This window comes from Caulobacter sp. 05L422 (genome assembly GCF_056397765.1).
Window position 1 is genome coordinate 55719 of record NZ_JBFTOB010000002.1, and the last position, 22230, is coordinate 77948.

Below are 22230 nucleotides of genomic sequence, written 5' to 3' on the forward strand. Positions count from 1 at the left end.
TAACGGCGCGCGCCGACTCGGGCGCGCGCCGCCAGCCCCCTACCCTAGCCGAACCGCTCGACGCGAGGCGAAGTCCACGCCCCGGACAGCAGTTCCGGCTTAGGCAGGTAGTAGCGCATGGCCAGCATGAACGGCCCGTTGGGCGTCGGCAGCCAGTTGGCGGCCGCGTCGCCGGTCGGGCGTTCGCGCTGGATGCGGATCGTCAACCCGCCGTCGGGATCCAGCTTCAGGTCCGGCAGCATCGGCGAGTTGATCAGGTAGCGGTCGATCGGATTGGCGACCAGCAATTGGGTCTGTTTGTCGTACATCGTCAGCGACCAGAAGGCCTTGACGGGCGGGAAGGCGCCAGGCGCGAAACGCAGGCGATAGTTCGCCGCCGCGCCGTCCAGGGGCTGGCCGTCGGCGTCGGCCTCGTAGATCGGATACAGGGCCTCCTCGCGCGAATTGGCCCCGATCCCGACCTGGGTGCCCACCGCGCGGGTGACGTAGTCGTTGTTCAGGAAGGCTCGCGTCCCGAACAGCTGGTCGCTCTTGCCGCCCAGGCTGGCGCGGCGCGCGTCGATCTCCTCCTGGCCGTCGGCCATGCCGGCCTTCAGGGCGTCCTGGATCTCGGGCGGCAGGGCGGCGGCGTCGAAGCTTCGCCCCGGCACGACGCCGATCTTGGCGAAGCGGGCGCGCAGCTCGATCTCGGACGGATGGGTCGGCGCCAGTTGCAGCACGAAGCTCAGGACATTGAAGAAGTCGAGCGAGGTGCGCAGTTCGGCCGGCGGGACCGGCTTGACCCAATTCAGCTCCGGAGCCGGCGGCGGCGCGGGCTGGTCCAGAAAGGCCGACAGCGGCCGCAACTGGTAGCCGGCCTGGATGGCCTTGACGTTGTCGAGGTCGCCGGGATCGAACAGCTGGGTGCGGCCGACGACATTGACCATCTCGGTCTCGCAGGGGATGACCTTGGTGATCCCCGACGGCGCCTCGCCCTTCCAGTCGGGCCCGACCAGCAGGAAGTCACCGCCGCCATTGCCGGTGGCCCGCGTGCCGATGTAGTCGAAATTGAACGTGTAGAGGTCCATCAGCTGGAAGACAAAATACCGGTCCTCCTCGATGGGCGGCACGGTGATCACCATCGGCTCGGCCCGCAGGTCGGGGCCCATGAAGGTGTAGGGCGTGTCGGAATTGGGCGTGACGAACGCCGTGTCGTCCGGCGTGAACACCCGGGCGACGTTCAGCACGGTGTTGAACGGCCCCTTGTATTCGCGCCCGCCCTTGTCGACCGAAAAGGCCCAGAGCGTGCCGTAGATGCTGACCATCGGCACGCCGTAGACATAGGCCTCCTTGGCGATGCTCCGCGCCTCGTCCGGCGTGACGGCGCCGTCGATGTCGAGCGTGGCGGATTGAGCCATGAGGCGTCCTGGGCCAGCGGAACTGAACCGGCGAACCCTAAGGGCGGCGCCGGCAAACCGACATGGGGCCGAACCCTCGACGCGGCGCGGAGAACACCGGAGGCCGGCGCGCCCTAGCGGGGCGTCACCGCCAGCTCGAACGGGGTCGCCGGCAGACCCGTCCGTCCATAGAGGTTGAGGATCGGACTGTCGGCCCAGGCGAAACGCACCTTGACCGGCGCGAAGCCGGCGGGGACCGCCAGGCGGACCTGGTCGCCGGCCAGCGCCGCATCCGCGAAACGGCAGGCGCCGGCCGCATCGCACAGCTCGAAGCCGACCGGCCGGACGTCGGCCTGCACCACCGCCGGCTGGTCCAGCCGCACGACCACCGCGCCGCCCGTCAGGGTCGCCGACAGCGGGGCCGGACCGGCGGCGACCAGGCTCGTCTCGCCATAGGCCAGCTTGCGGGCCTGCAGGGCCAGGCGATGGCCGACCTGCTGCTTGTTGGCCGGGTGGATGTCGTAGATGTCGCCGATGTCGACCGCCGAGGCGAGGCCGACCTTGGGATCGGCGGCGGCCGTGCGGCGCTGGACGTCGCGAACCCCGGCCCAGCCGGACTCGACCGGCGTCGTCTGGCGCGGTCCGAAGTCGGCCAACTGCACCACCAGGAACGGCGCGTCCGGCGCGTCGAACCACCGGCGCCAGTCGGCGACCAGGGCCGGCAGCAGGCGGGCATAGGCCGCCGGCTCGGCGACATTGGCCTCGCCCTGGTACCAGGCGAAGCCCTTCAGGCCGTAGGGGATCAACGGCGCGATCATGCCGTTGCGCAGGGTCGACAGACCGCTGGCCCCCACCCACGGGGCGGTCGGCGGCAGGCCGGTCTGAGCCAGGGTGGTCGAGATCTTGTAGCGCCAGGTCGCGCCCAGCGGGGCGAACGAACCGTCGTCGAACCTCAGACCCTTCTGGGCCGCCGGGCCCCAGGCCCCGCCGCCGCCGCCGGCGTCGATCGCTCGCACGGCGATCAGGTTAGGGCCCGCCTTCAGTACGCCGGGCGCGATCTTGTAGTCGCGCGGCGTGTCCCAACCCTGCGACGAGCCGACCTTGCGGCCGTTGACGAAGGTGGTGTCCAGGTCGTCGACCGGCCCCAGCGACAGGGTCGCACCCTGCACCGCCTGTTGCTCGGTCAGGGTGATCGTCGCCCGCAGCCAGATCGTGCCGTCGAAGGTCTCGAGCCCGGGATTGGTCTCCCAGAACTGTTCGGCCGGCATGGTCTTCCAGTCGCGGTCGTCGAAGTCCGGGCGGCTCCAGGCCGCGGCCTGCGGCTCGGCCTTGGCGGCCCAGCGATCCAGCTGGGTCTCCCAACGCGTCACCCCCGCCTCCGGCGACCGGGCCCAGTCGGCCAGCACGGCCAGGCTCTCGTCATAGCCGCCCAGCGCCTGCAGGCCCTCGCGGCTGATCCAGTCCTGGATGATCGAACCGCCCCAGGTGGCGTCGATCAGGCCGATCGGGACGCCGGTGGTCTTCTTGATCTCGCGGCCCATGAAGAAGCAGGCGGCGCTGAAATTGTTGGCCGTTTCCGGGGTCGCCGCGCGCCAGGCCGCTTCCTTGGGCAGGGTGGTCGTCGGGGTGGGCAGGCTGGTGCGGCCGGTCTGCAGCAGGCGGATGTTCGGGTCCGCCGAATTGGCCGCCTCGGCCTCGCCGGCCAGGGAGCGGCGCAGCGGATATTCCATGTTCGACTGGCCCGAGCACAGCCAGACGTCGCCGACCAGCAGGTCCGAGATCGTCTGGCGCTCGCCCCCGGCCTGGGCCGTCAGGGTCAGGGCCGCGCCGGGTTCGCGGGCCGTGAAGGTCGTGGCCCAGCGGCCCTCGGCGTCCGTCGTCGCGCTGGTCTTGGCCTCGCCCAGCGACAGCTCGACCACCTCGCCGGGCTTGGCCATGCCCCAGACCCGGATCGGCTGGCCGCGTTGCAGGACGGCGTGGTCGGTGAAGACCGGGGCCAGGACGGGCGCGGCTTGGGCGGAGGTCGTCAGGACGGTGGCGGCCAGCAGGCCAAGGACTGTCGAACGCATGGACACCAACCTCAAATCTCCACCCAAGTTGCTATTGAGCCTTCCCCGGACACACCGCTCCGGCCGGATCCGTCGTCAGCTTCACGCTCTGCAGCGTCACCGTCAGCTTGCCGGCGGTCGACAGCGCGAACGGCGCGGTGACCTTGGTGACGTCGGTTCCCGCCGCCTGGAAGCACTTGAGCGACACCTTCAGGCTCCTCCACTCGCCCACCGGCGAGGCTTCGAGCACCGGGGTGACGTCCAGCTTGCCCGCCCCGATCAACAGGGTGACCGGCGCGGTCGGCTTGGCGTCGACGCGATAGTCGATCAGCAGGTCCATCTCGGCGTTGGTGTGGAAAGACAGGTCGAACGCCTTGTCGGCCGCCAGCGAGACCGTGGCCGGCTTGTCGCCGGAATAGGTCAGTTGACGCCCGGCTTCCTGCACGTTGCCCGCGTCCACGGGCCGGATCTGCACCGCGGTGCTGGGCGACGGCTTGAAGTCGAACGGGGCCGGCGTCTTGCCGCCCACGAAGTAGTTGCTGACGTTGTCGGTGGCGATCGTGAAGCCCGGCTTTTCCGACAGCGTCCCGACGCGCGTCTTGCTGGCGTAGGTCAGGCCGTAGCCGTAGGCGAACTGCGGGTCGTAGGTCTTGTCGCCGCGGTTCAGCGTGAACTGGCCGGCGGTCTTGGGCCAGCTGAACGACAGCTTGCCGTGGAAGTCGGTGCGCGGCTTGCCGGCCTTGTCGCCGATCAGGACGTCGGCGACGCCGCCGCCTTCCGAACCCGGCAGCCAGGCGGCCACGAAGGCGTCCGAGGCGTTGATCTCGGGGTTCACCCACAGCGGGCGGCCCGACAGGAACACGCCCACCACCGGCACGCCGGCGGCCTTCAGCTTCTTCAGCAGGGCCAGGTCGGTCTTGCTCCCGGGCTGGTATTCCAGCGTCTTGATGTCGCCCACGCCCTCGGCGTAGGGCGTCTCGCCGAACACCACGATGGCGACGTCGGGTTTCTTGTCGAACGCGCCGTCGACGCTGAGCGTCGCGCTGCCGCCCGAGGCCTCGACCGTCTCCTTCAGGCCCGAATAGATCGACTGGGCGTTGGGGAAGTCGGCCTTGGTGTTGCCGGTGCCCTGCCACGACAGGGTCCAGCCGCCGGCCTGCTGACCGATGTCGTCGGCGCCCGAGCCGGCCACCAGGACGTTGGCCGAGGCCTTCACCGGCAGGACGCCGTTGTTCTTCAGCAGCACCAGCGACTCGCGCACCGCCTGGCGGGCGATGGCCTTGTGCTCAGCCGAGGCCATCAGGGCTTCCCTGCCCTCCAGCGGACGCGCCTGCTGGAACAGGCCCAGCTTGGCCTTCACGCGCAGGATGCGGCGCACGGCGTCGTCGATGCGGGCCATCGGGATCTCGCCCGACTTCGCCTGGGCCAGGGTGTTGGCGTAGAGGTCCTTCCAGCTGTCGGGCGCCATGTACATGTCGAGCCCGGCGTTGGCGGCCTGGGCGCAGGTCTTGGGCGTGCAGCCGGCCACCTGGCCGTGGCCGTTCCAGTCGCCGACGACGAAGCCGTCGAAGCCCATCTTGCCCTTCAGCACGTCGGTCAGCAGGCTCTTGTTGCCGTGCATCTTCTCGCCGTTCCAGCTGTTGAACGACGCCATGATGGTCATGGTCCCGGCATTGATGGCCGGCACATAGCCCTGGGCGTGCAGGCGGATCAGCTCGGATTCCGAGACCTGGGTGTCGCCCTGGTCCTTGCCCTCGTGGGTGCCGCCGTCGCCGAGGAAGTGCTTGGCGCTGGCCGCGACGTGGCCCTGCTGGATCACACCGCCTTGGCTGACGGCGCCCTGCAGGCCCAGGATCATCTGGCCGGCATATTGGCGGACGATTTCGGGGTCTTCGGAATAGCCCTCGTAGGTCCGGCCCCAGCGGTCGTCGCGCGGCACGGTCAGGGTCGGGCCAAACGCCCAGTCAAAGCCGCTGGCGGCGGTTTCCTGGGCGGTGGCCGCGCCGATCTTGCGGATCAGCTCCGGATCGCGCGCCGCGCCCACGCCGATGTTGTGCGGAAAGAGCGTGGCGCCGACGGCGTTGCCGTGGCCGTGCACGGAGTCGATGCCGAACATCAGCGGGATCTGCGTGCCGCCCTGGCGTTGGGCGGCGGCGGCGCGGAAGGCCTCGACCGACTTGACCCACGGGCCGATCGGCGAGCGGTCGGGCGCGCCCAGCGGCGGCGAGCTGCCGCCGGCCAGGATCGAGCCCAGGGGATAGGTCTTCAGGTCTTCCGGCTTCACCGAGCCGATGTCGCCCTGGATCATCTGGCCGACCTTCTCCTCGAGGGTCAGCTTGGACATCAGGGAATCGACGAAGGCTTCGGTCTGGGGGTCCACCAGGCCCTGGCTCTTGGCCGCGGGCCACAGGGCCGGATGGGCGGTGCTCTTGGATTCCGCGGCGAACGCTATCCCCTTCAGAGGGGCGCCAGTCAGGAGGGTGGTCGCCAGCAACGCGGCGCAGAAGGCCTTGGTGTTCATAACTCCCCACATTTTATCGTTGAATTCCGACAACGTTGTCAGTCGCACGCCGACGCGGTCGGGGCAATCCGAACACCGTTCTTGGTACCGGTATCTAAAAGCTCGACGGCGATCCATACACGGTCTAATTTGTGTGACAAATAGAAACGCCCAAGAGGCGATGGGGAGCGAAGGCATGCGGGGATTTGCGGCGAGTCTGATGTCCGGCGCGGCCTTGGCGGTTTTCGTGGCCAGTCCGGCCAGCGCCGCCGAACAGCAGCTCTCCTCCCCCGACGGCGCCCTCAAGGTCACGGTTTCCGACAGCGACGGCCAGGCCCGCTACGCCGTCGCCTACAAGGGCAAGTCGTTGCTGGCGCCCTCCCCGCTGGGCCTGGTGCTCAACGCCGGCGGGCCTCTCAGCCATGGCCTGAAGATCACCGGCGCGGTCCCGTCAACCAACGACACGGCCTACGACCTGGTGGCCGGCAAGGCCCGGACGGTCCGCGACCACTACAACCAGCTCAGCGTCGACTTCCAGGAGCCCGAGGGCCGCAAGCGCCGGCTGCGGGTGATCGTCCGCGCCTATGACGACGGCGTCGCCTTCCGCTACGTGCTGCCCCAGCAACCGGGGCTCGACGCGGTCAGCATCCGCAACGAGGAGACCCGCTTCGACTTCCCAGCGGACTATCGCTGCTGGGGCCTGAACCTGGGCAAGTTCGGCAGCAGCCACGAAGGCGAGTTCGATCCGGTCCAGGCCTCGAAGCTGCGCGAGCACAATCTCTATGACGCCCCGCTGGTCTGCGAGGGCGCCAATGCGGCCTTCGCGATCACCGAGGCCGACCTGAAGGACTATGCCGGCCTCTACCTGACCGGACGCGGCGACGGCGGGCTGGGCGTGCAGGTCAAGCTGTCGCCCCGGCTGGACGAGCCGGGCGTCGCCGTGCGCGGCAAGCCCGGCGTCGACATCGTCTCGTCCTGGCGGACGATCATGGTCGCGCCGACCGCCGGCAAGCTGATCGAGAGCAACCTGGTCGCCACGCTCAATCCGCCGACCGCCCTGGCCGACACCAGCTGGATCAAGCCCGGCAAGGCGGCCTGGGACTGGTGGAACGGTCCGGTGGTCTCGGGCGTGCCCAAGGCCGGGATGAACGACGCGACGATCAAGGCCTATATCGACTTCGCGGCCGCCAACGGCCTGGAATACATGCTGATCGACGACGGCTGGTACAGGAACAGCGGCGGCGGCGGCGCGGTGAAACCGGGCGCCGACATCACCAGGACCGTCCCCGAGATCGACATGCCCGGCCTGGTCGCCTACGCCGCCCAGCGCAAGGTCGGGCTGTGGGTCTGGGCCCACTGGAAGTCGATGGACGACCAGATGGACGAAGCCCTGGCGCTCTACGAAAAGTGGGGCCTGAAGGGGATCAAGGTCGACTTCATGGACCGCGACGACCAGGCCATGGTCGACTACTACCACCGCCTGCTGACCAAGGCCGGCGAACACCATCTGATGGTCGACCTGCACGGCGCCGAGCATCCGACGGGCCTGATCCGCACCTATCCGCACTATCTGACCCAGGAAGGCGTGCTGGGCGCGGAGTACAACAAGTGGAGCCGGCGGATCACCGCCACCCACAACGTCACCCTGCCCTACACCCGCATGCTGCTGGGTCCGATGGACTACACGCCCGGCGGCTTCCGCAACGTGGCGCCGGCGGCCTTCAGTCCGCGCAACGACCTGCCGTTCGTCCAGACCACGCGCGGCCAGGCCTTGGCCATGTACGTGGTCTATGACAGCCCGTTCGGCTTGGTGTCCGACAGCCCCGACACCTATCGCGACAGCCCCGCCGGCCTCGACTTCGTCAGCGCCGCCCCGACCACCTGGGACGAGACGCGGTTCATCACGGGCGAGATCGGCCAGTCGATCGTGCTGGCCCGCCGCAAGGGCGCGGACTGGTGGATCGGCGCCATGACCAACGAGGCCGGGCGGACCGTGAAGGTCCCGCTGGGCTTCCTGGGCGGGGGCGCGTTCACCGCCGACATCCGCCAGGACGGCGCGGCGCCGACCGACCTGGCCGCCAGCAAGCAGACGGTGAAGGCCGGCGACGTCCTGACCCTGAAGCTGGCCCCCAGCGGCGGCGCGGTCGTTCGCCTGACGCCCGCCCGCTAGACGGAAGCGTACGTGTCCCGGTTCAAGCGCTTCCTCGCCCTGGCGGCCGCCGCCGGCGTCCTGGCCGTCGCCGCGCCCGCCCTCGCCGCGCCGCCGACGGTCCAGCCCTACAGCTGGAACACCGTCGAGGTGCTGGGCGGCGGCTTCGTCAGCGGCGTGGTCTATCACCCGACGCGGAAAGGGCTGGTCTATATCCGCACCGACATCGGCGGGGCCTATCGCCTGGACCGGACGGCCAACCGCTGGGTGGCGCTGAACGACGGCCTCAAGCGCGCCGACGGCCAGTTGGCCGGGGCCCTGAGCCTGGCGGTCGATCCGCGCGATCCGAACCGGCTCTACATGGCGGCCGGCGAATACACCCGCGACGGCGCGCGCGGCGGGGCCGTCCTGCGCTCCACCGACCAGGGCGCGACCTGGGCCAAGAGCGAGCTGCCGGTGAAGATCGGCGGCAACGAGGACGGCCGCAACACCGGCGAGCGGCTGATGGTCGATCCCGCCCAGGGCGCGGTGCTGCTGCTGGGCGCCAAGGACGGCCTCTATCGCAGCGCCGACCACGGCGAGACCTGGTCGCGGGTCGAGGCCTTTCCGAAGGTCCACGTCACCCTGGTGGCCTTCGATCCGGTCCTCAAGACCAAGGCCGGCGAGACGGCGATCGTCTATGCCGGGTTCGCCGCTGCCAAGGGCGGCGGCCTGCTGGTCAGCACCGACGGCGGCGCGACCTGGGGCATGGTCAACGGCCAGCCCGAGGGCCTGATCCCGCACCACCTGGCGCTGGACGCCAAGGGCGGGGTCTATGTCGCCTACGGCAACGGCCTGGGCCCCAACGGCGTGACGAACGGCGCGGTCTGGAAGCTGGACCCCGACAGCGGCGCCTGGACCGACATCACGCCCGTCAGACCCGGCGGGAACGACGTGTTCGGCTATGGCGGACTCAGCCTCGACCCGGCCCATCCGGGAACGATCGTGGTCTCCACCCTCGACCGCTGGGTGATGGGCGACGAGGTCTTCCGCAGCACCGACGGCGGCAAGAGCTGGAAGGCCCTGCGCGACCAATCCGAGCACGACACCGGCCGCGCGCCCTGGGTGCGCAGCCTGGAGGGCAAGGCCGGCCGGGCCATGGGTCACTGGATCGGCGACATCGACATCGACCCGACCAACCCGGACGAGGCGATCTATGTCACCGGCTACGGCCTGTGGCGGACGAAGAACCTGACCGAGGCCGACCGCTCGGGCCGCACGCACTGGCGGTTCGACGACGAGGGGCTTGAGGAGACGGTGGCGCTGGAGCTGGTCAGCCCGCCGGGCGGTCCGCTGATCAGCACGATCGGCGACATCGGCGGCTTCCGCCACGACGACCTCGATACCGCCGCCAACAGCCGCTATTTCGACCCGCACGGCGGCACCAATCGCGGCCTCGACTACGCCGAACTGCAGCCCGACCTGGTCGTTCGAACCAGCGACCCGACGCCCACCGCCGGCTTCCGCTCGACCGACGGGGGCAAGACCTGGACGGCCTTCGCCGCCTCCCCGCCCCGCGACGCCCATATCCACACCGGCCGCATCGCCCTGTCGGCCGACGGCAAGCGGATGGTCTGGGCCATGCGCGACGCCGTCCCCTACGTCTCCAGCGACGACGGCAAGACCTGGCGGCCGGTCCAGGGCGTGACCGCCCAAGACAAGAAGGGTGGCGAGCGTCCCGACTTCACGCCCGCCTCGGACCGCGTGAACCCGCTGCGCTTCTACGTCTACGACGCCGCCCAGGGCGTGGTGCTGGCCAGCGCCGACGGCGGCGAAACGTTCAAGGTCACGGCCCGCGACCTGTCCTGGGGCGGCCCGCTGAAGGCGGTCCCGGGAGTCGAGGGCGAGGTGTGGCTGCCCACCGCCCGGGGCCTGATGCGCTCGACCAACGGCGGCGCCGGCTTCAAGGCCGTCAGCGGCGTCGACGACGCCGGCCTGGTCGGCTTCGGCAAGGCCGCGCCGGGCCAGACCCATCCGGCGGTGTTTGTCTGGGGCAAGGTCGGCGGGGTCGAGGGCGTGTTCCGCTCCGACGACGTCGGCAAGACCTGGATCAAGATCCACGACGACCGCTGGGGCTTCGCCGAACTGCGGGCCCTGACCGGCGATCCGAACCGCTTCGGCCGCGTCTATCTCGGCGTCCACGGCCGGGGCATCCTCTACGGCGATCCCCAAGCACCCGCTTTGGCGCCGGCTCAGCAGTAGGGACTTCCATGAGCCTCAATCGCCGCGACCTGCTGAACCTCGGCGCCGGCCTGGCCGCCGCCTCGGCCGCGCCCGCCTTCGCCGGTTCCAAGACGGGCTTCCAGCCCAGCTGGGAGTCCCTGGCCGACGGCTACAAGACCCCCGACTGGTTCCGCGACGCCAAGCTCGGCATCTGGTCGCACTGGGGCCCGCAATGCGTGCCCGAGTTCGGCGACTGGTACGGCCGCCAGATGTATATCCAGGGCAACCCGTTCTACGAGCACCACGTCAAGACGTATGGGCACCCCACGAAGTTCGGCTTCATGGAGTTCATCCCGCGCTGGAAGGCCGAGCGCTGGGATCCCGAAGGGCTGATGAAGAAGTACCAGGCCGCCGGAGCAAAGTACTTCATGTCGATGGCCAACCACCACGACAACCTCGACATGTTCGCCAGCCGCCACCATGCCTGGAACACGCTTCGGGTCGGTCCGGGGCGGGACATCGTCGGGACGTGGGAGAAGGTCGCCCGTCAGCACGGCATGCGGTTCGGCGTCTCCAACCACGCGGCCCACGCCTGGCACTGGTGGCAGACCGCCTATGGCTATGACGCCGAGGGCCCGCTGAAAGGCCAGCGCTACGACGCCTTCCAGCTGACCAAGGCCGACGGCAAGGGCAAGTGGTGGCAGGGACTGGACCCGCAGCAGCTCTACACCGGCGGAAGTATGGTCATCCCCGACGGGATCGACAGCATCGCCGCCGCCAACGCCTGGCACGACAAGCATGACGGCGAATGGTTGGAGACGCCGCCGCCCAACAATCCGGCCTTCGTCGCAAACTGGCTGGCGCGGCAGAACGATCTGGTCGATCGCTACAAGCCCGACATGGTCTATTTCGACAACTACGGCCTGCCCCTGGGCCAGGCCGGGCTGTCGGCCACCGCCCACTATTACAACCAGGCCCGGACCTGGCGCGGGGCCAGCGACGTGGTGGTGACGGGCAAGAAGCTCAGCCCGCTGCAGCGGCGCGGCATCGTCGAGGACGTCGAGCGCGGCTTCTCCGACCGCCTGCGGCTCGAGCCCTGGCAGACCGACACCTGCATCGGCAACTGGCACTACGACCGCGGCCTCTACGACCGCGACGGCTACAAGAGCGCCAAGGACGTGATCCAGCGGTTGATCGACGTGGTGTCGAAGAACGGCTGCCTGATGGTCTCGATCCCCCAGCGCGGCGACGGCACGATCGACGACAAGGAAGAGAAGGTACTGGACGGCATGGCCGGCTGGATCGCCGTCAACGGCCCGGCCATCTACGCCTCGCGGCCCTGGCGGATATACGGCGAGGGCCCGACCCGGCTGGTGGAGGGCATGCAGAACGAGGGCGACGCCAAGCCGTTCGAGGCGGCTGACATCCGGTTCGTCACCAAGGACGGGGAGTTGTACGCCCTGCCGATGGCGTGGCCTGACGGCGAGCTGGTGATCGAGAGCCTGGCGACGTCGGGGCCGACGAGCGCCGGCGAGGTGCGGCGGGTGGAGTTGCTGGGCTCGCCCGAGCCGTTGGCGTTCAAGCGCGACGGCAAGGGGCTGCGGGTGACGCTGCCGAGCGTGCGGCCGGCGTTCACCCCGGTCATCAAGATCTCCGGGCCTGGGTTGGTGTAACCGCTTGCCCCCTACGGGTCGCTTCGCGACCGTCTTCCCCCGGAGGGGGAAGAGGCGCGCGGTCAGGTGGGGGCAAGTGAGTGAGCCACCGACGCATTGACGCCCTCTACGGCAGCCTCCCAGACTGGCCGGAAAAGGAAACGCCATGACCGACCTCACCGGCCGCACCCTCCTGATCACCGGCGCCTCCTCCGGCATCGGCGCCGCCCTCGCCCGCGCCGCCGCGAAGGCCGGGGCCAAGGTCGCCGCCGCCGCGCGCCGGGCCGACAAGCTGCAAGCCCTGGTCGCCGAGATCACCGCCGCCGGCGGCGCCGCCCAGGCCTTCACGATGGACGTCGAGGACGAAGCCTCGGTCATCGCCGGCTACGACGCGATCGAGGCCGTGTTCGGGGCGCCGGACTCGGTGATCGCCAACGCCGGAATCAACATCGAGGGCTCGGCGCTCGACATCGCGATCGAGGACTTCGACAAGGTCCTGAACGTCAACACCCGCGGCGTCTTCCTGACCGCCCGGGAGGGGGCACGACGAATGATCAAGGCCGGCAGCCCGGCCAGCGAGCGCGGCCGCATCCTGCTGGTGGCCTCGATCGGCGCGCACAAGGTGCTGCCCGGCCTGACCGCCTACGCCGCCTCCAAGGCAGCCACCGCCCACATGGGCAAGAGCCTGGCCCGCGAGTGGGCGCGCAAGGGGATCAACGTCAACGTCCTCTGCCCCGGCTACATCAGGACCGAGCTGAACGACGACTGGTTCGACAGCGAGGGCGGCCAAAAGCTGGTGGCGACCTTCCCGCGCAAGCGGCTGATGGAGACCTCGGACCTGGAGGCGATGGCGCTGTATCTGACGAGCGACGCGGCGCGAGCGGTGACCGGGTCGGTGTTCACCGTGGACGACGGGCAGTCGCTGTAGACTTGGACAAGATGGGAGCGGACGCGTAGACCTCCGCCCTCACTCAAGGAGCCTTTCATGACCGACACCATCAAGCGCGGCGTCACCGTCGATCAGAAGCTGAAGGCTCACCGCTACCTGGCGACGCTGACCAGCGCGCGCGCCACCGAGGTGGCCAAGGCCGCCAAGGGTCGCCTCGCCAAGCACCCGACCGGCCGCGACGAAGCCATCGACGCCGCCTACGCCGACCTGGCCGCCAAGACCGCGAAGTAGGCTTTAACCCCGGGCGGGTCCGAACCGCGCCACCAGGTCGTAGGCCTCGCCCGGGAACAGCTGGCGCACCCAAGTCACCGGCTCGCCCGCGCGCCAGGTGCGCCGCTCAACCGCCAGCAGGGCGGTCCCGGCGTCCAGCGCCAAAAGCTCGGCCACGGGCGCGTCGGCCCCGACGGCGCTGATGCGGTTCTCGGCCTCGGTCCAGGGCACATGGTGCAGCAGCCAGGCGCCGGGCGACTCCTCGGCGAAGTCCAGCTCGGCCGCCTGCGGCACCGCGGCCAGGCTGATCAGCCGGTCCTCCAGGGCGAACGGCCGGTCGCCGGCGATGTGCAGGCCGCGCAGGACCAGCAGTTCGCCGCCCGCCGCCAGGGCGACCTCGTCGGCGTCGCCGGCCTTGGCCTTGCGCCGCTTCAGCTCCAGCAGGTCGAAGCGATAGGTCTCGCCGCGCGTCACGATCTCGGCCTGGATGTCGGGGATGTCGAGCACGGTGGAGTGCACGCGCGGCCGGGCCACGAACGAACCGGCGCGGCGGCGGCGGACGATCAGTCCCTCTTCCGCCAGGGCCGACATTGCCTTGTTGACCGTCATCCGCGAGCAGTCGAACTGGGCCATCAGTTCGGCCTCGGACGGAACCTTGCGGCCCGGCGCCCAGGCGCCCGAGCGGATCAGGTCCTCGATCTGCCCCCGGATGCGCTGGTAGAGCGTCCCGCCGTTCAAACCCGTCAAGCCAGCACGCTCCCCAAGGCGGTCCGATAGCGGGCCAGGATCGCCTCGCGCGCGTGGTGGCGGCCGCCGCTGACGACCTGCCGGCCGCCGCGCCAGACGCCGTCGATGGCTCCGTGTCGCCCGGCGAACACCCAGCTGTCCAGCAAGGCGTCGCCGTCGCGGCCGATCATCGCCGGATGGGCGCGGTCCAGGGTCACGAAGTCGGCCGGACGTCCCCGGCGCAGACCGCCGGCCACGCCCAGGGCCTGCGCCCCGCCGTTGACCGCCGCGCGGAACAGCTCGCCGCCGGTCGAGCTCTTGGGCGCCTTGGCCAGCACGTTGCGGGCGCGCCGCGTCAGGCGCTGGGCGTATTCCAGGGTGCGCAGCTCCTCGGCCGCGTCGATCAGCACGTTGCTGTCCGAGCCGATCCCGAACGCGCCGCCGGCCGCCAGATAGTCGTGGGCCGGGAAGACGCCGTCGCCGAGGTTGGCCTCGGTGATCGGGCACAGGCCGGCGACCGCCCCGCTCTTGGCCAGGCGCTCGGTCTCCATGGCGTTCAGGTGGGTGGCGTGGACCAGGCACCAGCGCTTGTCGACCGGGGCGTTGTTCATCAGCCAGCGCACGGGCCGCGCGCCGGTGGCGGCCAGGCAGTCGTCGACCTCCTGGGTCTGCTCGGCGATGTGGATGTGGATCGGATTGGCCCCGGCCAATGGGAGGATCGCGGTCAGCTCCTCGCCGGTCACCGCCCGCAGGCTGTGGGGCGCGATGCCGACCACCGCGTCTGGCAGACCGGCCACCGCCGCGCGGCTGGCCTCGATCAGCCGGCCATAGCCGTCGACATCATGGACAAACCGCCGCTGGCCCGGGCCGGGCGCGACGCCGCCGAAGCCGGCATGGGCGTAGAACACCGGCAACAGGGTCAGGCCGATCCCCGTCTCCTCGGCCGCCGCCGCGATCCGCGCCGCCATCTCGGCGGGATCGGCGTAGGAGGAGCCATCCTTGTCGTGGTGCAGGTAGTGGAACTCGCCGACCCGGGTCGAGCCGGTCTCCAGCATTTCCATGTAGGCCAGGGCGGCGATCGCCTGGACCTCGTCGGGACCCAGCCGGTCGACGAAGCGGTACATCAGCTCGCGCCAGGTCCAGAAGCTGTCGCCGGTGGGTCCGCGTGTCTCCGTCAGCCCGGCCATGGCGCGCTGGAAGGCGTGGCTGTGCAGGTTGGGCAGGCCCGGCAGACACGGTCCGTTGGCCATCTCGCCGGACTGGCGGGCGACGTCGGTGTCGATGCGGCTGATCATGCCGTCGGTGATCGTGAACCGCACGTCCCTGGCCCAGCCGTCGGACAGCAGGGCCTGCTCGAACCACAGGGTCTGGGGGCCGGCCACAGGCGCCGTCTGGGCGACACGCTCGGGTTCACGCTCTGTGTCGGCCTGAGGCGCGGCCTCGACCTCGGCCGCGACGTCCTGCGGCGGCGTGTAGATCGGCTCGTCGCCAAGATCAGGGGGGGCCTGGGCTTCTGACGGAAACTCGTCGTCGGTCACTGGACAATCCTCGGGTCGCGCGAATATGTCTATACATATTGAAGCCGTCGGCAAGAGACCGGACCGGCATTGGGAGATTCCAGGCCATGCGCTGCGATCGGGTGTGGAGCAAGGCCCGCCTGGCGACTTTCGCCACCGATCGCGCGGGTATCGGCGTGGTCGAGGACGGCGTCGTCGCCTCGTCCGGCGGCCGCATCGCCTATGCCGGCCCGGCCGCCGACGCGCCCGCCTTCGAGGCGCGGGAAACCCTCGACTGCGAAGGCCGCTGGATCACGCCCGGCCTGATCGATTCCCACACCCACCTGGTGTTCGGCGGCGACCGCGCCCACGAGTTCGAGCTGCGGCTGGCCGGCGCGTCGTACGAGGAGATCGCCCGGGCCGGCGGCGGCATCGTCTCGACCATGAAGGCCACCCGCGCCGCCTCGCGCGCCGAACTGACGGCCAACGCCCTGCCCCGCCTGGACGCCCTGATCGCCGAGGGCCTGACGACCATCGAGATCAAGTCCGGCTACGGCCTGTCGCTGGACGACGAGCTGAAGAGCCTGCGCGCCGCCCGCGCCCTGGCGGACGCCCGCCAAGTGTCGGTGACCACCACCTTCCTCGGCGCCCACGCCCTGCCGCCGGAATTCGCCGGCGATCCCGACGGCTATGTCGACCTGGTCTGCCGCGAGATGATCCCCGCCGTCGCTGCCGAGGGCCTGGCCGACGCGGTCGACGCCTTCTGCGAGGGCATCGGCTTCACCCCCGCCCAGACCCGCCGGGTGTTCGAGGCCGCCCGCGCTCACGGCCTGCCGGTCAAGCTGCACGCCGAGCAGTTGTCGAACCTGAACGGCGCGGCCCTGGCCGCCGAGTTCGGGGCGTTGTCGGCCGATCACCTGGAGCACCTGGACGACGCCGGGATCGCCGCCATGGCCAAGGCCGGCACGACGGCGGTGCTGCTGCCCGGGGCCTTCTACTTCGTGCGCGAGACCAAGCTGCCGCCGATCCAGGCCCTGCGCGACGCCGGCGTCCCGCTCGCCCTGGCCACCGACTGCAACCCCGGCACCTCGCCCCTGACCAGCCTGCTGCTGACCATGAACATGGCCGCCACCCTGTTCCGGATGACCGTCGACGAATGCCTGGCCGGCGTCACGCGCGAGGCCGCGCGGGCGATCGGACGGCTTGAAAGCATCGGCACGTTGGAGGCCGGCAAGGCCTGCGACCTCGCCATCTGGGACATCGAGCGTCCCGCCGAACTTGTCTACCGCATGGGCTTCAACCCGCTCCATGCGCGCGTCTGGAAGGGTCTGTAAGTGATCGAAGTCGTCCTCAACCCCGGTGAAGTCAGCCTTTCGGACTGGAAGGCCGTCTATCGCGGCGCGCCCGCCCGTTTGCCTGAAAGTGCTGCCGCGCTGATTGCAGGAAGCGCCGCCGCCGTCGAACGCATCCTGGCCAAGGGCGCGCCGGTCTACGGCATCAACACCGGCTTCGGGAAGCTGGCCAGCGTCCGCATCGGCGATGAGGACCTGGAGACCCTGCAGCGCAACATCGTGCTGTCCCACGCCGCCGGCGCCGGCGCGCCCTCCCCGATCCCGGTGATCCGCCTGATGATGGCCCTGAAGCTGGCCAGCCTGGCGCAGGGCGCCTCGGGCGTGAAACCGGCGACGACCGACCTGCTCGAGGCCATGCTGGTCAAGGGCCTGACGCCCGTCGTCCCATGCCAGGGCTCGGTCGGCGCCTCGGGGGATCTCGCGCCGCTGTCGCACATGGCCGCGACCATGATCGGGGTCGGCGAGATCTTCGTCGACGGCCAGCGCCTTCCGGCCATCCAGGCCCTGATGGAAGCGGGCCTCAAGCCCCTGACGCTCGGTCCCAAGGAAGGCCTGGCCCTGCTGAACGGCACCCAGTTCTCGACCGCCAACGCCCTGGCCGCCCTGTTCGACGCCGAGCGATTGTTCCAGTCGGCCCTGGTCACCGGCGCCCTGGCGACCGAAGCGGCCAAGGGTTCGGATACCCCGTTCGACCCACGCATCCACGTCCTGCGCCGCCAGCCCGGCCAGATCGAGACCGCCGCCGCCCTGCGCGCCCTGATGGCCGGCTCGGAGATCCGCGACTCCCACCGCGAGGGCGACACCCGGGTGCAGGACCCCTACTGCCTGCGCTGTCAGCCCCAGGTGATGGGCGCGGCGCTCGACATCCTGCGCCAGGCGGCCGTCACCCTGTCGACCGAGGCCAACGGCGTCTCGGACAACCCGCTGATCTTTCCCGACACCGATGAAGCGCTATCGGGCGGCAACTTCCACGCCGAGCCGGTGGCCTTCGCGGCCGACATCATCGCTCTGGCCGTCTGCGAGATCGGCTCGATCGCCGAGCGCCGCATCGCCATGCTGGTCGACCCGGCCTGCTCGGGCCTGCCCGCCTTCCTGACGCCCAAGCCCGGCCTGAACTCCGGCTTCATGATCCCGCAGGTCACGGCCGCCGCCCTGGTCTCGGAGAACAAGCAGAAGGCCTATCCGGCCAGCGTCGACTCCATCCCGACCTCGGCCAACCAGGAGGACCACGTCTCGATGGCCGCCCACGGCGCGCGGCGCCTGCTGGCCATGGTCGAGGCCGCCGAGGCGGTGATCGGCATCGAGCTGCTGGCCGCCGTCCAGGGCTGCGACTTCCACGCGCCCCTGACCTCGAGCCCCGCCCTGGAAGACGTGCGCCGCATCCTGCGGGCCCAGGTTCCGCACCTGTCGGACGACCGCCACTTCCACCCGGATATGGAGGCCGCCAACGCCCTGGTCCGCTCGGGGGCGATCGTGGTGGCGGCGTCCAGCGTCGACCTGCCGGGGATCGAGGCGTGAGTCCGACCGACTGGCTGTCGGTCACGCGCGGCGAGGCCCCGCTGGTCGTCAGCATCCCGCACGCCGGCACGATCATCCCGTCCGACATCGAGGCCCGGCTGGCCTCGCCCTGGCTGGCCCGCAAGGACGCCGACTGGTGGCTGGGCGAACTCTACGCCTTCGCCGACGCCCTGGACGCCACGGTGGTCCGCACCGGCGTGTCGCGCACCGTGATCGACGTCAATCGCGACCCGTCGGGCGTGTCGCTGTATCCCGGCCAGGCCACCACCAGCCTGTGCCCCGTCGACACCTTCGACGGCGAGCCGCTGTACGTCGACGGCCAGGAGCCGGACGCCGCCGAGATCGTCCGGCGGCGCGTCACGTTCTTCGATCCCTACCACGCCACGCTGGAGGCCGAGCTCGACCGGTTGGTCGCCCTCCACGGCAAGGTGGTGCTGTACGACGCCCACTCGATCCGCTCGCGCGCCCCACGGCTGTTCGACGGCGAGCTGCCGCAGTTCAACATCGGCACGAACGGCGGAGCGTCCTGCGCGCCGAGCCTGACCCGCAAGGTCGAGGCTGCCTGCGACGCCACGGGCCTGCCGCGCGTCACCGACGGGCGGTTCAAGGGCGGCTGGATCACCCGTCGCTACGGCCAGCCGGCCCAGGGCGTCCATGCCGTCCAGATGGAGCTGGCCTGCCGCGGCTACATCGACGAGCCGGCGGTGCTGACCTCGGACAATTGGCCCACGCCCTACGACCCCGCCCGCGCCGCCTCGCTGCGCGCCGCTCTCACCGATGTCCTCAAGGCCTGCGTGGCCTTCGGAGCCGCCGCATGACCCGCCCCACAACGCGTATCGACAACACCCGCGTCATCCGCCCCGCCACCGGCACGGAGCTCACCGCCAAGAGCTGGCTGACCGAAGCCCCGCTGCGGATGCTGATGAACAACCTGCACCCCGACGTCGCCGAGCGGCCCGAGGAGCTGGTGGTCTATGGCGGCATCGGCCGCGCCGCCCGCGACTGGGAGAGCTACGACAAGATCGTCGAGACCTTGCGCCGGCTGGAGGACGACGAGACCCTGCTGGTCCAGTCCGGCAAGCCGGTGGGCGTGTTCCGCACCCACCCCGACGCGCCCCGGGTGCTGATCGCCAACTCCAACCTGGTGCCGCGCTGGGCGACCTGGGAGCACTTCAACGAACTGGATCGCAAGGGCCTGGCCATGTACGGCCAGATGACCGCCGGCTCGTGGATCTATATCGGCGCCCAGGGCATCGTTCAGGGCACTTACGAGACCTTCGTCGAGATGGGCCGCCAGCATCACGGCGGCGACCTGGCCGGCAAGTGGCTGCTGACCGCGGGCCTGGGCGGCATGGGCGGGGCTCAGCCGCTGGCGGCGGTGATGGCCGGCGCTGCGTGCCTGGCCATCGAGTGCCAGCCCTCGCGGATCGAGATGCGCCTGCGCACCGGCTATCTGGACAAGGCGACCGAAAGCCTGGACGAGGCCCTGGCCTGGATCGAGGAGTCCTGTCGAAACAAGACTCCCATCTCGGTCGGCCTGCTGGGCAACGCCGCCGAACTGCTGCCGGCGATGTTCGCGGCCGGCGTCCGCCCCGGCCTTCTCACCGACCAGACCAGCGCCCACGATCCGATCAACGGCTACCTGCCCGCCGGCTGGACCCTGGACCAATGGGCGACGGCGAAAGAGCGTGAGCCGGAGACGGTCAACCGCGCCGCCCGAGCCTCGATGGCCGTGCATGTGAAAGCCATGCTCGACTTCCAGGCCGCCGGCGTGCCGACCGTCGACTACGGCAACAACATCCGGCAGATGGCGCTGGAGGAAGGGGTGGCCAACGCCTTCGACTTCCCCGGCTTCGTGCCCGCCTATATCCGCCCGCTGTTCTGCCGGGGGATCGGGCCGTTCCGCTGGGCGGCGCTGTCGGGCGATCCGGAGGACATCCGCAAGACCGACGCCAAGGTCAAGGAACTGATCCCCGACAATCCGCACCTGCACCACTGGCTCGACATGGCCGCCGAGAAGATCAAGTTCCAGGGCCTGCCGGCCCGGATCTGCTGGGTCGGTCTGGGCGACCGCCATCGCCTGGGCCTGGCCTTCAACGCGATGGTCGCGTCGGGCGAGTTGAAGGCTCCGGTGGTGATCGGCCGCGACCACCTGGACAGCGGCTCGGTCGCCTCGCCCAACCGCGAGACCGAAGGCATGATGGACGGCTCGGACGCGGTGTCGGACTGGCCGCTGCTGAACGCCCTGCTCAACACCGCCTCGGGCGCCACCTGGGTGTCGCTGCACCACGGCGGCGGGGTGGGCATGGGCTTCTCGCAGCACGCCGGCATGGTCATCGTCTGCGACGGCACCGAGGCGGCGGCCAAGCGCATCGCGCGCGTGCTGTGGAACGACCCGGCCGCCGGCGTCATGCGCCACGCCGACGCGGGCTACGAAATCGCCAAGGACTGCGCGCGCGAACACGGGCTGGACCTGCCCAGTCTTGCTTGAGGGGGCATACTCTGATGCTTATTCGGTCATGCGCGTCCTGAGAGCCGCCGACCGGATCGCCACGCCGTGGAAGAACGGCGGCGGCGTCACGCGCGAGGTGGCCGCCTTTCCGCCGGGCGCGAACCTGGACGCCTTCGAGTGGCGGATCAGCCTGGCCGAGATCGAGGCCGACGGACCGTTCTCGACCTTTCCGGGGATCGACCGGGTGCTGACGGTGATCAGCGGCGCGGGCCTCATGATGACTGTCGACGACCGCATGCTGGCGCTGGACGCCGCCTCCCCGCCCCTGGCCTTCGCGGGCGAGGCCCAGGTCACCGCGCGCCTGACCGACGGACCGATCAGCGACCTGAACGTGATGGTGCGGCGAGGCGTCTGGCGGGCGCGGACCCGCCGGCTGACCGTCGCCGGGGCCAGCGACGTGGCCGCCAGGGCGCGGGCGACCCTGGTCCTGGCGCTGGACCCGCTGCGCATCGTTCGGCCCGGCGGCGAGATCGACCTGGCGCCGCTGGACGCGGTCCTGCTTGAACACGGTCACTCACACTTGAGCTTGGAAGGTCGAGGCCGAACATTGATCGCCGAGATCACAGCCGATCCGGAGCACATTTTAAAGTAAAGCTTCGTATATCCTCGGACATCGACAAAACAGCGCGCGACCTCCCGCCGCACTGGGTTCGCCACGTCTTCGCCTTATCTGGTCGCTAGTCGAGCCAACGCTTCAGGCCTCAAAACGATCCAGGACGAATTAATGCACGCATCGACAGCGAAGAAACTCGCCCCTCTGGCGCGCGGCGCGCTGGGTCTGGCCCTGGTCTTCGCTCCGATGGTGGTGGCGGCGATGGAGAACCCGCACAAGGCGCCGAAGGGCCCTTCGCCGGTCATGCAGCGCCTGCTGGCCGAGATGGCCGCCAAGTCGCAGAAGCCGGTCCGCAAGGAACTGGTCTGGAGCGGTTCGGACATCGACGGCGACGGCGCGCCCGACTTCGCCAACCCGACCGGCGGCGCGCCGCGCGGCCACGACGAGTTCGGCGACGGCCAGTTCGGCGCCCGCCGCGACGGCGGAACGCGCGAGCACGAGGGCGTCGACTACGTGGCCAAGGCCGGCCAGGACGTCCAGGCCCCGATCTCCGGCTACGTCACCAAGATCGGCTACGCCTATGCCGGCTCCAGCGACCTGAAGTTCGTCGAGATCAGCAACCCGGCCCTGGGCTACGTCGCCCGCGCCTTCTATGTGACGCCCGGCGTCGAGCTGGGCCAGACCGTCCGCCTGGGCGAGACCATCGGCCGCGTCGAGAGCCTGCAGAAGCACTATCCGGGGATCACCAACCACGTGCACCTGGAGGTCATGGAGCCGGGCGGCGAGCGGGTGAACGCCGCGGAGCTGATCGTGCGGAAGCTGGTGGTTCAGGCGTAGGATTCAGTCCCTCCCCCTGTGGGGGAGGCGATCGCGAAGCGATCGGTGGGGGGAGTTTTAGGATCGTCGATCCTGGATCTGGCCATCGGCCAAAGACTCCCCCTCCGTCGGCTTCGCCGACACCTCCCCCACAGGGGGAGGATCTAGGTC

The 22230-nt window shown here is 70.2% G+C and carries 16 protein-coding genes; 11 read left to right on the forward strand and 5 right to left on the reverse strand.

Translation table 11 applies throughout. The features are described 5' to 3' along the window. Positions 1 to 44: 44 nt before the first annotated feature. The 3 genes from AC1DMQ_RS02590 to AC1DMQ_RS02600 form a co-directional block, all read right to left on the reverse strand. Positions 45 to 1397, reverse strand: a complete 1353-nt coding sequence (locus tag AC1DMQ_RS02590; RefSeq protein ID WP_477031993.1) for a DUF1254 domain-containing protein — start codon at positions 1395 to 1397, stop codon at positions 45 to 47. A gap of 113 nt (positions 1398 to 1510) precedes the next feature. Then, complete coding sequence (locus AC1DMQ_RS02595; protein WP_477031994.1) at positions 1511 to 3445, reverse strand: sialate O-acetylesterase; 1935 nt, start codon at positions 3443 to 3445, stop codon at positions 1511 to 1513. A gap of 31 nt (positions 3446 to 3476) precedes the next feature. Further along, a complete protein-coding gene (locus tag AC1DMQ_RS02600; RefSeq protein ID WP_477031995.1) occupies positions 3477 to 5957 on the reverse strand; it encodes a glycoside hydrolase family 3 protein in 2481 nt (826 codons plus the stop codon). 187 nt (positions 5958 to 6144) lie between these two features. Between AC1DMQ_RS02600 and AC1DMQ_RS02605 the strand changes: the two genes are divergently transcribed. The 5 genes from AC1DMQ_RS02605 to AC1DMQ_RS02625 all read left to right on the forward strand — a co-directional run bounded on the left by AC1DMQ_RS02605 (position 6145) and on the right by AC1DMQ_RS02625 (position 13107). Next, on the forward strand, positions 6145 to 8094 hold the full coding sequence (locus AC1DMQ_RS02605) for a glycoside hydrolase family 97 protein (RefSeq protein WP_477031996.1): 1950 nt from the start codon (positions 6145 to 6147) through the stop codon (positions 8092 to 8094). A 12-nt stretch (positions 8095 to 8106) separates the two neighbouring features. Next, positions 8107 to 10314: an exo-alpha-sialidase gene (locus tag AC1DMQ_RS02610; RefSeq protein WP_477031997.1), complete on the forward strand. Its 2208-nt coding sequence runs from the start codon at positions 8107 to 8109 to the stop codon at positions 10312 to 10314. An 8-nt stretch (positions 10315 to 10322) separates the two neighbouring features. Continuing rightward, on the forward strand, positions 10323 to 11948 hold the full coding sequence (locus AC1DMQ_RS02615) for an alpha-L-fucosidase (protein ID WP_477031998.1): 1626 nt from the start codon (positions 10323 to 10325) through the stop codon (positions 11946 to 11948). A gap of 145 nt (positions 11949 to 12093) precedes the next feature. Continuing rightward, positions 12094 to 12855, forward strand: coding sequence for an SDR family oxidoreductase (locus AC1DMQ_RS02620; protein WP_477031999.1), 762 nt, complete (start codon positions 12094 to 12096; stop codon positions 12853 to 12855). A gap of 57 nt (positions 12856 to 12912) precedes the next feature. Further along, entirely contained in the window at positions 12913 to 13107 is a 195-nt protein-coding gene (locus AC1DMQ_RS02625; protein WP_477032000.1) for a hypothetical protein, read from the forward strand. 3 nt (positions 13108 to 13110) lie between these two features. Here the strand turns inward: AC1DMQ_RS02625 and hutC are convergent, their stop codons facing one another. Continuing rightward, complete coding sequence (hutC, locus tag AC1DMQ_RS02630) at positions 13111 to 13833, reverse strand: histidine utilization repressor (protein ID WP_477032001.1); 723 nt, start codon at positions 13831 to 13833, stop codon at positions 13111 to 13113. Beyond that, a complete protein-coding gene (locus AC1DMQ_RS02635; RefSeq protein ID WP_477032002.1) occupies positions 13830 to 15350 on the reverse strand; it encodes a formimidoylglutamate deiminase in 1521 nt (506 codons plus the stop codon). The genes hutC and AC1DMQ_RS02635 overlap by 4 nt, the downstream gene beginning before the upstream one ends. A gap of 86 nt (positions 15351 to 15436) precedes the next feature. On the opposite strand from AC1DMQ_RS02635, the gene hutI reads away from it, so the two are divergent. The 6 genes from hutI (at position 15437) to AC1DMQ_RS02665 (ending at position 22080) form a co-directional block, all read left to right on the forward strand. After that, the gene (gene hutI, locus AC1DMQ_RS02640; protein ID WP_477032003.1) at positions 15437 to 16642 is read left to right on the forward strand and encodes an imidazolonepropionase; all 1206 of its coding nucleotides are present in this window, start codon (positions 15437 to 15439) and stop codon (positions 16640 to 16642) included. After that, the gene (gene hutH, locus AC1DMQ_RS02645; protein ID WP_477032004.1) at positions 16643 to 18178 is read left to right on the forward strand and encodes a histidine ammonia-lyase; all 1536 of its coding nucleotides are present in this window, start codon (positions 16643 to 16645) and stop codon (positions 18176 to 18178) included. Further along, complete coding sequence (hutG, locus tag AC1DMQ_RS02650; RefSeq protein ID WP_477032005.1) at positions 18175 to 18996, forward strand: N-formylglutamate deformylase; 822 nt, start codon at positions 18175 to 18177, stop codon at positions 18994 to 18996. Before hutH ends, hutG begins: the two co-directional genes overlap by 4 nt. Continuing rightward, positions 18993 to 20669, forward strand: a complete 1677-nt coding sequence (gene hutU, locus AC1DMQ_RS02655; RefSeq protein ID WP_477032006.1) for a urocanate hydratase — start codon at positions 18993 to 18995, stop codon at positions 20667 to 20669. Before hutG ends, hutU begins: the two co-directional genes overlap by 4 nt. A 28-nt stretch (positions 20670 to 20697) precedes the next feature. Beyond that, the gene (locus AC1DMQ_RS02660; RefSeq protein ID WP_477032007.1) at positions 20698 to 21282 is read left to right on the forward strand and encodes a HutD/Ves family protein; all 585 of its coding nucleotides are present in this window, start codon (positions 20698 to 20700) and stop codon (positions 21280 to 21282) included. 132 nt (positions 21283 to 21414) lie between these two features. Then, a complete protein-coding gene (locus AC1DMQ_RS02665; protein ID WP_477032008.1) occupies positions 21415 to 22080 on the forward strand; it encodes a M23 family metallopeptidase in 666 nt (221 codons plus the stop codon). Positions 22081 to 22230 lie beyond the last annotated feature (150 nt).